Raw genomic sequence first — 12,530 nt, forward strand, 5'->3', positions numbered from 1 at the left:
TTCCGTCGCTAGGGTGCCGGGATATACGCGAGGGGTATGGATACGGTCGGGTTGCCGAATATGACCGGCTGGCGACAATCCGGCAGCGTTGAGGGCCGCCTCTTCCTCGTGTCAGACCTTACCCGGTGTCGTGGTGCAACGCCCGCCGGCAGCCGATCAGCAGTGCGAGCAGCCGACAAACCCGCAGTTCGCGGACGATCTCGACGACGAGGTGCCGTGCTGAGAAATGACTAATTCTGGCGGAAGCCGTCGTTCAACCGCTTCGCACGTTCCGAAGGGTGCTTCACCGCGCAACTGTTGGGCTTGTCGGCTCGCCAGTCAGATACGGATCGACGGGCACCTCTGCCGGAACTGATACTAGCGGCACCGGCCTGGACGCTGCAGCAGCAAGCCATTCGTCGCCGCCTTCCCGGTGCCGGGTAGAGCCGTCGCCGCGGGTCGAGACGCGTCCGTAGATCGGCCGCTCACGGTCCGAGGGGGAGCCTGCGAACATGGCGGCGATGTTGCCGTAAGTCGACGGGTCGCGACCATCGAGGCTCAGCCGGTCGTTGAGGTAGCAGGCGGTCGCCCATGCCGCCTCCGGGCTGGGCGTCATCGCGATGATGCGCTTGGCCCAGTACATCCGCAGGTTGTTGTGCATCCAGCCATCGAGGAGAAACTGCTTCTGGCAGGCGTTCCAGGTCTCGTCGCGAGTCTCGCCGCGCAGGAGCGCGTGCACCGTCTCCAGCTCGGGTCGGGGGTCGCCTGCATGGTGCGCGAGCGTGTCGACCGCCCAGCCGGCGACGCGGTCGTAGCGTTCCGGTGCGACGAGCACTCGCGCCTGGTAGTGAAACCACTCGCGCCAGCCGAGCAGCTCGTCGGCGAACTTGGCTTTATGCTTGCTCGCTGCATCGGCCGCGGCGACCGCAGCCATCACCTCGCGAGGGCCCAGCACGCCGAAATGCAGATAGGGCGATAGTCCGCTCGCGCCCTCCGCCCTCGTGGCGTCGTTCCGCGCCGACGCGTAGCCCGGCAGCACATCGGTCACCAGCCGCCGCAGCCGACCCTCCGCTGCGGAGCGGCCGGCCGGGTGCCGGTCGCTGATCGGCAAGCTGTGATCGATCGCAAGACCGGCCACCAGCGCGTCCAGATCGCACGTTTGTACCATGTCCGGCGAAAAGGGCAGTGGTCCGGCGTAGGCAGGCACCTCTGCCACGACCTCCTCTGTCTGCATCCAGCCCGCACGTTCGGGTTCGTGCCGCCGAAGGAAGCCCGATCGCCCACGAATGCCGTCGCCCAGCACGGCTGGTGGCACCATGCAGGCCGCATTGACTGCGTAGACCGGCACGGCTGCGCGCGTGGCAACCCGGTCGGACTGCCAACGGGCGACGAAGGTCGGTTGGTCCTCCAGCACGATCGCCGCCGCGTTCGCGCCGAGCCGGTGCACGAGACCCTTTTCCCTGTGTCCGTCGCGGTCGACGTGCTGGACGCAGGCGATACCGCGCTCGCGGCAGCCGGTACCGAGGTCGCGGCTTGCACCCAAGATGAAGTGGTGAAGCCGGTCGGAGGCGTAGGGATAATCCTCGCGCACGCCGTGGTAGACGAGCACCGGTAGCGCCAGCGCGTTGCCGAGCCGCACGCTTGCATCGATCACCGGGTTGTCGCGGGCCCGCAGCGCCTGTTGCAGCCAGCACAGAACGTAGCCCCTACCGGCAATCACCACGCGATCGTTCAACGCACGCACGCGCGGCGCTTCCAGCCAATCGTCGAGGCCGGGAGGTAGAGCGGGCGTCACCATCCCATGCTTCCCGGCACGCCCTTGAACGGCCCCGCGAGGTCGGACGTGATCCAGCCGCCGTAAAAGCCGCCGGGCTGCGGGACCACTTGCTCGCCATCCACCGTGCATCGGTCGAGCGGCCCCGCATAGAAGGCGACGTGGTCGCGCAATGCCGCAAAGGCCGGCGTCGGCTTGGGGTAGCTCCACGCCACGTCACGCAGCACCTCTTCGCCGATCGCCAGATGCCAGTAGACCGCGTGGCCCTTCCACTCGCAGAACGAGCGTCGCTCCGAGCGGCGAAGCAGGCCGGGCGTCAGATCGGCGGGCGGCAGATACCAGCTGGCCGGATGGCTGGTCTCCAGGGTGCGGACGGCCCGGCATGTATCCGCGACGAGGACGCCGCGATGCTCGATGCGGACCCGCCGATCGCTGGCTTCGGCAACGGCCGGACGGGGAAAGCGCCACACGCTTTCCTGACCTGGCGCGACAGGGTCGGGCTTCGGCCTCACGCCCGCGCCTCCCGCCGGGACAAATATCGTTGCAGGCGCGGCCGGATGCGAAGGAAGCGGAGGTACAGGCGTTCCAGCACCGACAAGACCAGCCGGTTGCGTGCCGCCTCACCCAGCGGTCGCAACATCGGAATGGCGCGCCACATCGCGGCGAATGCGGCCGCCCCCGACAACAATGGTCCATCCGCTTCGCGCGCGTGGAGGCGCGCCAGCATGTCGGTCCGATCAAGCGGGCACGTGCCCGATCCGTTTGCGTCGACAAACGCGATGGCGCCGCGGGTGTCGAGACGGCGCATCAGCGCGATCTCGCGCCGGCAGAGCGGGCACGCACCGTCGTGCCAAACCGTCACCTGCGTCATCGCCCCTCCGCCGGATTGTCGCGCCAGATACGCTCGGCGAGCAGTGTCGCGAAGCCGAGCCACACGACGAACGGCACCGCCGCGGCGGCGGCCGGCCGGTCCACCTTGGCGGCGGCAGCGACGTAGGCGGCGCCGGTGGCGACCATCGCACCCGACGCGACCGTGCTCGCGCCCAATCGCTTCTCGCGGAAAAACAGCTGCGTCCACCCGCCCACCATGGCGGTGTTCAGCAGCCATAATCCGACCGCCGCATTGCGCGCCGGACCCGACGGTTGTCGCAGCAGGCGATATCCTCCGACCGCGAGGCCGGTCTCCAACACCGGCCAAACCGCGCCGAACGCCGCGTCGGGTGGCGTGTATCCAGGCTTGTCCAGACGGCGATACCAGCGGCGAATGCCGGGATGCGATGGGTCGGGCGCGTTGCGCCGCCCGACGAGAGCGCTCGCGCCAAGTACGACATCGACCGCGCTCAGCGCCAGAACCGGCGACACGCCGCCGGGGCTGGAGCGCGCCGCGATCTGCGTTTCACCTGAACGCGGCGCGTCGTAGCGCGCGAGATCGACATCCTTCGAACGACCGCCGAACAGCTTGCCCGTGACGCCGCGCACCGCTGGGCGGCTTGCCACGCTCAGGGCGCCGTGAAGAAGGCGGATGCCGAGCCGGCTGTGCGGATTGGCTAGTCGCGGCGCGATCCTGGGCACGCCTTGCGCATCCTCGACCATCGGTCGCATTGCCTGCTCGTAAGCCGTCAGTGCCGTTTCGACATCGGCGGAGCGGATCAGTTCCTGCGCCAGGACGTAGGCGCCGGTGACCGCCAGCGTCGTGCCGTAGCCCGCGATCGGTGTCGCGCACCATGCCGCGTCACCGGTCAATACGACGCGGCCGCTCGACCAGCGCGGCATCCGCACCTGCCGCAAGACGTCGAAGTAGAAATCGTCGGTCGTCTCCATCCCGGCAATTACGCGATCACTCTGCCAGCCCGCATCGGCGAAGCGCTCGCGCAGCCACGCCGTCTGATGCACGACGTCCCAGTCCTGCTCGCCGCCGGGCGGCTGCTGCACCGACAGCATGGCGCGGGTGGTGCCGTGATGGTCGGGGCGCAGCGAAATGCTGCGGCCACCACGCGCATTGTACCAGCGCCACAGACGATCGTCGTCGGCTCGGCGCGGGATCGTGAAATAGGCTATCGTCAGGTCCATCCACCGCGGCACGTTCTCGCCGGGAAAGACCAGCTCGCGCGTCCTGGACCCCACGCCCTCTGCGAGGATGACCACGTCGTATCGCTCGGCAATACCGCTGGCGAAAGTAACAGTGGCGGCGTCCGGATCCTGCTCGACCCGCGCGATGCTGTCGCCGAACCGGTAGGTCGCATGCTCGCGGGCCGGCTCGTAGAGTAGACGGGCCAGATCCCCGCGCAGGATTTCCATTTCGGCGGTAGGTCCGTCGGTGCCCGTGTCCACGGTGAGGAACTGCGCGGCAATCCTGCCGTCCTCCTTTACCCAGGCAGTCCCCTCTTCGCCCGTCCCCTGCTCCAAGGCGGCCTGCTCTAGGCCCATCCGGCGCAGTATTTCCCGACCGGGACCGCGCACGTCGATGTTCTGGCCACCATCGCGAAATTCGGGCGCCCGTTCGACCACGGTGACGGTGAAACCCGCGCGCCCCAGCCACCAGGCGACGATGTTGCCGGCGACGCTCGCGCCGGTGATCAGGATGCGACGGGACATGGAAATACTACTCCTCGCCTGCTCAACGCACAGAGACGGATTAGTCGCACGACGAGGGCACGTTCCTGATCGCGATCCGTTCTGGCCGCAGCCCCATGGACAGGAACCGACATGACCGACGATCCGCGCACCAGCCAGCCGACACGCTTTCCGGACGAGCCGCAGCAGCCGAAACCCGGCCTGACAGCGAACATGCGTACCAAGCCAGATCACGGTGAGGAGAGCTATGTCGGCAAGGGTCTCCTTCGGGACAAGGTAGCGCTCATCACCGGCGGGGACTCGGGGATCGGCCGCGCGGTCGCGATCGCCTACGCACGCGAGGGTGCGAACGTCGCGATCTCGTATCTTGCCGACGAACAGACCGACGCCGAGGAGACGCGCGCCTGGATCGAGAAGGCCAACCGTCGCTGCCTGCTGCTGCCCGGCGACATTCACGACCGGGATCACTGCATCGCGCTGGTCGAGCGCACCGTCGCGGAGTTCGGCGGCCTCGACATTCTCGTCAACAACGCCGCCGCGCAGACGATGAACGAGGGCCTGGACAGCATCGACGACGACGAAATGCAGGGTGCTTTCGCCGTTAACGTCTTCGCGATGATCCGCCTCGCCAAGGCCGCCGCAAAGCACATGAAGCCCGGCTCGGCCATCGTGAACACGACCAGCGAACAGGCCAAGGTCGCGGGCAAAACCATGATCGTCTACGCCGCGACCAAGGGCGCGATCTCCAGCCTGACGGTCGGCCTCTCCAACCTGCTTGCCCCCGACGGCATCCGCGTCAATGCGGTCGCGCCGGGCCCGATTTGGACGCCGATCCAGCCGATCGCCAAGTCACCGCAAGAGCTCGACGCGCTCGGGCAGGACACGCCGCTCGGCCGCGCAGGCCAGCCCTCCGAACTCGCGCCCGCCTACGTGCTGCTTGCCTCGTCAGAAGGGAGTTACATATCCGGCAATGTCGTCGCCGTGACCGGCGGCGTGCCCGTCTCCTGAGACCCGGTTGCGGACATTCAGAGCGCCCTACCCGCGACGGCCGATAGATCGTTAACCTTGCGGTCTTATGGCAGCATCATGCGCATCGGACGCCTAACATCGCCGGGCGCGATCAGATCGGCACTGACCGGGTGCGGCTATTTCGCTGCGAGCGCCATGGCCGTTGCGCTTACGCGTTTTGGCGGTGGTGCCGCATTCATCTGGGTGGCGAACGCGGTGCTCCTGGCATCTCTGGGGACCTGCCGGTCCGCCCGGTGGCCGGGGCTGATCATCCTGTCCTGGATTGCAGGCGTTGTTGCGGCTGGGTTGTGGGGACTTGGCTGGGCAGCATCGCCGTTCATTGCTACCGCCAACGTTCTCGAACCCGTGATCGCGGCCGCATTGATAGGGCGTTGGCGCATCCATCGTACGGGGCTCGATTCGCCACGCAACCTGGGCGGTTTCCTACTTGCCGCCGGACTGATCGCGCCTTGCACCACAGGCGTCCTCGGCGCGATCATCATCGACCGGACCTCGGGCACCGGTGTCGGCCAGAACTATCTCCACTTGGTCGTCGGCCATGCGCTGGGCGCAGTGACGTTCACGCCGATTTTCGTGCAGATCGCCGGCGGGGAGGTACAGCGGTGGTGGGGCAAAACGCAGCGGCGCGACCTGGTCGAAGCGATCCTGCTGCTGCTATTCGTCGCGATCACCGCAATCAGCGTCTTTGCACAGACCAGCCTGCCGCTACTCTTCCTACCGGCGTTGCCGCTGATGTTGATCACCTTCCGGGTCGGCAAGATCGGCGCGTCGATGGCGATAGTCGTGCTGACCGCGATCGGTGTGATACTCACGCTGCACGGCGCTGGGCCAGTCAACATGATCCACGCCGGGCTCGGCGAACGGCTGCAGTTCCTGCAATTGTACCTGGCCGTTACGGTGCTGACCGTTCTGCCCGTCGCCGCGGACCTGACGCGCCGCAAGAAGCTGTTCGATCAGTTGCGCGACAGCGAGGCGCGGTTCCGACTCATCACCGAAAATTCAACCGACATCGTGCTCAGCCTCGATGTGAACGGGGTGATCCGGTACGCATCGCCATCGATCCGTTTGTTGGTTGGGCACGATCCGGATAAGTTGATCGGCCAACAGAGCAGTGCGCTCGTATCCGAGCCCGATCGTGACGCAGTACGCGCCGTGCATATCAAGGCGCTGCGGAGTCCCGATCGGACCTTTACGGTCGAATTCCGCGGCGTCGTGCCGGGTGGCGAGGTTCGGTGGTTCGAGACACACACGCGCGCGGTGACGGACGAGCGCGGCGCGGTGCAGGGCGCAGTCAGCGCGGTGCGCGAAACTTCGCGCCGCCGCCAACACGAGGCGGAACTGACGGAAGCGGCGCTCACCGATCCGCTGACAGGCGTGTGCAACCGGCGCGCGTTCGATCGCGCGCTCTCCGAGCTATCGGTGTCATCTGAGCGCGAAAAAGCAGGCTGCATCGCGATCTTCGACCTGGATCACTTCAAGCGCGTGAATGATATGTTCGGGCATGCGATCGGCGACGAAGTGCTGCGCGCGTTCGCCCGGACGGCGCGGTTGCAGATCCGGGATGGCGACATGCTCGCGCGGATCGGCGGAGAGGAATTCGGTATCGTCTTCCGCGAAGTCCCGCTCGACCGCGTCCACTCGGTCTGCGAACGCATCCGCCAAGCCGTCGCGGCGGACGTCGTGCGTGCTGGCGACTGGCCGGTGCACGTCACGGTGAGTATAGGCATTGCGACAATGAAGGTTGGCGACGATCCGCTCGACGTGCTGAAACGCGCCGATCGCGCGCTTTACCAGTCAAAGGATGAGGGCCGAAACCGCTCTTCGCTTGCCGGGTGAGCGGTACTTATCGTGTCACTGCGTCGATCGCGTGTCGGACGCTTTCGGAGGGAGCGTTGTAGTCGACGGATCTTGGCAAGAGTAGCCCCGTCCAGACTGGTATGCGGCCGGGCCAGCACTCGCGCCTTCAGACGGTAACTGCTTGTTTGGTAAACAAGATCAATGTTCGTAATGGGGCTTTCCGGGCTTCGCGCGTTTGACCCACTCGATCATGAGAGGGTTTGGCATGGATCAGAAGAGTGCGCCGTTGGCCGATGCGCTGGCGGCAATCGAAAAGCGGCCGGTTGTCGGCTTCGGCGCGCCCGGCCACAACCAGGGATCGGCCATTCCCGGAGGAATGAAGGCGCTGCTAGGCAAGCGGGTTTTCGAAGCCGACGTGCTGACGCCAAAAGGGCTCGACGATCGTACCGAGGGCAAGCTGGCTCTGCAACGTGCGCACGAGATCGCGGCGGAGGCCTGGAATGCCGACTTCTGCAGGTTTGTGACAGGCGGCTCCACCCAGAGCCTTCACACGGTCATGGCGTCCGTCGCGGGGCCCGGCGACACTATTCTGATCGCTGCGAACGCCCACAAAGCCGAGCGTAGCTACGCGCTGGCGACAGGGATCGATGCCGTCATCGTGCCCGTACAGATCGACGTGGAATGGGATATCGAGCACGGCGTCGAGCCGCAGGCGCTGAGCGCAGCCTTGGCGGCTCATCGAACCGCCAAGGCATTCATCGTCATCAGCCCGACCTACTACGGCGTCACGAGTGACATCGCGGCACTCGCTTCTGTTTGTCACGATTACGGCATTCCGCTCATCGTCGATGCCGCCTGGGGTGGCGCCTTCGCATTCTGTGAAGGCCTGCCAGACGATCCGCTTACCAAGGGGGCGGATGTCGCTGTCTACAGTGCGCACAAGACCATGGGCGCGCTTGCGCAAGGGTCGGTGATCGTTGCCAAGGGCGACCTGATCGATCGGCAGCGACTTTGGATGGCCTATGAGCTGTTCGAAACGACCAGCCCATCGGTGCCTATTCTAGCCACGCTCGACGCGACCCGGCGAGACCATGCGCTCAACGGCGAGCAGTTATGGACCGGGGTCATCAAGCTCGCGGAACGGTTGCGGAAGCAGATTGCCGGTATCGCACCTTTGCGCGTGTTCGGTCACGACCAATTGCCGCGTGATGCCGATCTGGATGTCACGAAAGTGCTGATCGACGTTTCGGCGCTGGGCGTATCGGGGTACGCCGTCGACGACTGGCTTTACAAGCATCACCGGATCAGCATGGGATTGTCCGACGCCCGCCATATCCTGGCGGTTCTGTCGCTGGGCACGACCAGATCCGATCTTCGCAAGCTCGTCCGCGGCTTGCAGGATCTGGTGGCTCAGCTCGCTTCCGATCCCTCGCTCCTCCCGGCGATCTCGCCTGTGCCTGGGATCGGCACCCTGTCCGTCGACATGGCGATGCCCGGGCTTGCGGCACTCTACGGCCCTGCCGAGATGGTGGCCTACGAGGCGTCTGCGGGGCGGATCGCGGCCGAGATGATCGCCCCCGCGCCGCCTGGCGTTCCTCGACTGGTGCCGGGCCAGCGCATCACCGTTGCGCATGTCGCATGGCTCGTGGCGAACCGTGATGCCGGGGCTTTCGTCATGGATCCCGTCGATCCCACTGAAGTGACCGTCAGGGTCGTACATGGCTGAAATGGCAACCGGACCGGTACTCCAAAGCTAACATCCGTCGCAAATAGGTGGATCGCGCCCCACCACGGCTTCCGGTATCGGAGGCGCTATTGCCGTACCACCTTGATACAGGTTTGGCTGAAGCCAGGCATCTAAGCTGTTCGAAAGGCCGACTGTATCCACTAGGAGGCGCTCGAGCTTCATGATGAGCAGCTTTAGCGCTTTCATGCAGCCCGTGATTAAAACGGGGACGAATGATGGCGAACGCGACACCGGTAATTCTTGATGGAAACCTGAATGACTGGACCGCCGCTGATCGGATCGATCGCGGTCTGGGCACCGGCTACGCGATCTATGCCCGCAGCGACGGCGCCGATTTCGCGTTCGCGATGACCGCCCCGACCACGATCGGCGCGAACACCACCGCGTGGCTCAACACCGATCGTAACGCGACGACTGGCTATCAAGTTTTCGGCTTTGCCGGTGGCGCCGAGTATAACGTGAACTTCGCCGCTGATGGCACGGTGTCGCTCTACAGCGGGGCTGCCGGGCAGACGTTGATCGCCAGCGGCCTGCAGGCGGCGTGGTCGGCGGATCGTACGACCGTCGAGTTCAAGGTGCCCAAGGCGGCAATCGGCAACCCGAACGCGATCGACACGATCTACGACGTCAACGACACCGCGTTCCTGCCGGGCAATTATTCGAGCCCCGCGTTCACCGTCTTCAACGATACCGGCATCGTCGCCGATCCGTCGCACCGGATTGCGATCGTCTGGTCCGATTCGACCGCCAACGCCTATTTCAGCAAGACCGCCTATTCGCAGCTGTTCATGGCGGCGCAGAGCCAGGCGATGCAGGCCGGCGTACCGTTCGACATCCTGACCGAAGGCGACCTGACCAGCCTGGCGACGCTCGCCAAGTACGACACGATCGTCTTCCCGTCGTTCCGCAACGTCGACGCGAGCAAGGCGGACCTGATCGCGCAGACGCTCGAACAGGCGACCAAGCAGTTCGGCATCGGCCTGGTCGCAGCGGGCGAGTTCATGACCAACGGCGCGGACAACATCGCGCTCGCTGGCGATTCCTACTCGCGGATGAAACTGTTGTTCGACGCCACGCGCGTGACCGGTGGATTCCCCGCCGACGTGACGGTGAAGGCGAGCGATGCGTCGCACCTCGTGCTCGACGGCTACAGCGACGGCCAGGTCATCCGCCAATATACCGGTGTCGGCTGGAACGCATTCACCAGCGTCAGCGGAACCGGCACGACGATCGCCACGGAGACGATCAACGGCCAGACCTATTCGGCGGCGATCGCGACGCAGACCGGCGGGCGCAACGTGCTGTTCTCGAGCGAAGCGGTGATGGCCGACGACAATCTGCTGCAGAAGGCGATCGACTATTCCGTGCACGGCGATGGCCTGTCGGTCGGGTTGCAGATGACCCGCCAGGCCGGGCTGTTCGCATCGCGCGTCGACATGGACCAGAGCAAGCAGATCGAGGAGGTCAATCCGGCCGGCACCGCGCCCGGCATTTACGACAAGCTGCTGCCGATCCTGACCGAGTGGAAGACCAACTATAATTTCGTCGGCAGCTATTACGTCAACATCGGCAACGATGCGGCCAATGGCGAGGCGACCGACTGGGCGGTGTCGCTGCCGGTCTACAAGGCGCTGCTCGATGCGGGCAACGAGATCGGCACGCACAGCTATACGCACCCGATGGACACCAACCTGCTCACCGACGCGCAGATCGCGTTCGAGTTCGGCCAGTCGCGGACCGAACTCGAAAAGCAGCTGAGCGCGTATCTCGGCAAGACCGTCACGGTCGGCGGGGCCGCGGTGCCGGGCGCGCCCGAGCAGATCGCGACCAGCCAGGAGATCCTGAAATACGTGACGTATCTCAGCGGCGGCTATTCGGGCGTCGGTGCGGGCTATCCGAACGCGATCGGCTACATGACGCCGCAGAACGCCGCCGACGACAAGGTCTATCTGGCGCCGAACACGTCGTTCGACTTCTCGCTGATCGAATTCCAGAAGAAGACCGTCGCCGAGGCCAGCGCAGCCTGGGCGAAGGAATTCGGCGCGCTGACAGCCAATGCGGACGCGCCCGTGATCGTGTGGCCTTGGCACGATTACGGCCCGACGATGTGGGCCAGCGAGGGCGAGACGAGCCTGTATACCAAGCAGATGTTCACGACCTTCATCGCGCAGGCCGCCGCTGCTGGCGTCGAGTTCGTGACGCTTGCCGATCTCGCGGGGCGCGTCAGCGCATTCCAGAATGCGACGATCACCTCGACCGTGGTCGGCAACACGATCACTGCGACGGTCGGCGCGACCACCGGCACCTTCTCGCTCGACGTCGATGGCCAGAGCAGCGGCCAGGTGATCAAGGGCGTCGCCAACTGGTATGCCTATGACGCCGACACGGTGTTCCTGCCCAAGGCGGGCGGCACTTATGCGATCACGATGGGCGCGGTCGCGGACGACGTGACGCACATCACCGCGCTGCCGATGCGCGCGACGCTGACGACGCTGAGCGGCGACGGCCGCGACCTGGCGTTCACGGTCGAGGGCGAAGGCAAGGTCACGGTCGACCTGAAGGCCCCCGGCACCGACTGGACGACGATCAGCGGTGGCAAGATCGCGAGCCAGATCGGCGAGATCCTGACGATCGATCTCGGCGCGATCGGCGTCCACGACGTCAAGATCGGCCATCAGGCGAACGTCGATCCCGTGCTGACCTCGTTCGGCGGCGGCACGACGGGATCGCTGTCGATTGCCGAGAACGGCACCGCGCTGACCACCATCACCGCGACCGACGCGAACATGGTCTGGGGCAATTCGATCAAATATTCGATCGGTGCTGGCGGCGACGGCGCCAATTTCTCGATCGACGCGACGACCGGCGTGCTGAAGTTCGTCACGGCGCCCGATTACGAAGCACCGACCGACGCCAACCGCGACAATATCTACGGCGTGACCGTGGTCGCGACCGATGCGCGCGGTGCGATCGACACGCAGACGCTGACTATCGGCGTGACCGACGTGGTCGGCATCACCAAGACCGGCACGATCTTCGCCGACACGATCAACGGCACCAGCGAGCAGGACGTGCTCGATGGCGGATGGGGCAACGACGTGCTGAACGGGCTTGGCGGCAACGATCGCCTGACCGGTGGCCTCGGCAACGACACGCTCAACGGCGGTGCGGGCAACGACACGCTGATCGGCGGCGATGGCAAGGACATCCTCAACGGTGGCGACGGCAACGACATCCTGATCGGTGGCGGCGACATGGACACGATGACCGGCGGCGCAGGCGCGGACATCTTCCGTTTCGAGGTGAAGGGCGACAGCCCGGCATCGTCTTCGCGCGACGTGATCACCGACTTTACCGTCGGGCAGGACAAGATCGATCTCTCGATGATCGACGCCAACACGTCGCTGTTCGCACGCGGCGACCAGGCGTTCAGCTTCATCGGCACGACCGGCAAGTTCACCGCACCGGGGCAGCTCCGCTACAGCTACCAGATGATCGGCGGCAAGGAATTCACCGTCGTCGAAGGCAACACCGACAGCGGTTCGGCTGCCGATTTCTCCATCGCGCTGACCGGCCACCATGTCCTGTCTGCGAACGATTTCTTCATGTAGCCCACGGCATAGGCCGGCG

8 protein-coding genes are annotated in these 12,530 nt (G+C 65.5%); 4 read left to right on the forward strand and 4 right to left on the reverse strand.

Annotation, left to right across the window (positions count from 1 at the left end):
- Positions 1-283: 283 nt before the first annotated feature.
- From SJY41_RS06645 to SJY41_RS06660, 4 genes are read right to left on the reverse strand one after another with little or no spacing between them, the layout of a single operon-like run.
- Positions 284-1,777 (reverse strand): deoxyribodipyrimidine photo-lyase, encoded by a 1,494-nt coding sequence (locus SJY41_RS06645; protein ID WP_380780172.1) that lies wholly within the window; start codon positions 1,775-1,777, stop codon positions 284-286.
- Positions 1,771-2,265 (reverse strand): DUF427 domain-containing protein, encoded by a 495-nt coding sequence (locus tag SJY41_RS06650; protein ID WP_380780174.1) that lies wholly within the window; start codon positions 2,263-2,265, stop codon positions 1,771-1,773. The genes SJY41_RS06645 and SJY41_RS06650 overlap by 7 nt, the downstream gene beginning before the upstream one ends.
- The gene (locus SJY41_RS06655; protein ID WP_380780176.1) at positions 2,262-2,624 is read right to left on the reverse strand and encodes a thiol-disulfide oxidoreductase DCC family protein; all 363 of its coding nucleotides are present in this window, start codon (positions 2,622-2,624) and stop codon (positions 2,262-2,264) included. The genes SJY41_RS06650 and SJY41_RS06655 overlap by 4 nt, the downstream gene beginning before the upstream one ends.
- Positions 2,621-4,348, reverse strand: coding sequence for a tryptophan-rich sensory protein (locus SJY41_RS06660; protein ID WP_380780178.1), 1,728 nt, complete (start codon positions 4,346-4,348; stop codon positions 2,621-2,623). The genes SJY41_RS06655 and SJY41_RS06660 overlap by 4 nt, the downstream gene beginning before the upstream one ends.
- 111 nt (positions 4,349-4,459) lie before the next feature.
- Between SJY41_RS06660 and SJY41_RS06665 the strand changes: the two genes are divergently transcribed.
- The 4 genes from SJY41_RS06665 (at position 4,460) to SJY41_RS06680 (ending at position 12,511) form a co-directional block, all read left to right on the forward strand.
- Complete coding sequence (locus SJY41_RS06665; RefSeq protein ID WP_380780180.1) at positions 4,460-5,335, forward strand: SDR family oxidoreductase; 876 nt, start codon at positions 4,460-4,462, stop codon at positions 5,333-5,335.
- Positions 5,336-5,413: 78 nt separating this feature from the next.
- Positions 5,414-7,192 (forward strand): diguanylate cyclase, encoded by a 1,779-nt coding sequence (locus tag SJY41_RS06670; RefSeq protein ID WP_380780182.1) that lies wholly within the window; start codon positions 5,414-5,416, stop codon positions 7,190-7,192.
- A gap of 226 nt (positions 7,193-7,418) precedes the next feature.
- Positions 7,419-8,879, forward strand: a complete 1,461-nt coding sequence (locus SJY41_RS06675; RefSeq protein ID WP_380780184.1) for an aminotransferase class I/II-fold pyridoxal phosphate-dependent enzyme — start codon at positions 7,419-7,421, stop codon at positions 8,877-8,879.
- A 236-nt stretch (positions 8,880-9,115) separates the two neighbouring features.
- On the forward strand, positions 9,116-12,511 hold the full coding sequence (locus tag SJY41_RS06680; RefSeq protein WP_380780186.1) for a M10 family metallopeptidase C-terminal domain-containing protein: 3,396 nt from the start codon (positions 9,116-9,118) through the stop codon (positions 12,509-12,511).
- Positions 12,512-12,530 lie beyond the last annotated feature (19 nt).

It is taken from the genome of Sphingomonas sp. R86520 (genome assembly GCF_042466285.1).
Classification (GTDB): Bacteria; Pseudomonadota; Alphaproteobacteria; order Sphingomonadales; family Sphingomonadaceae; genus Sphingomonas.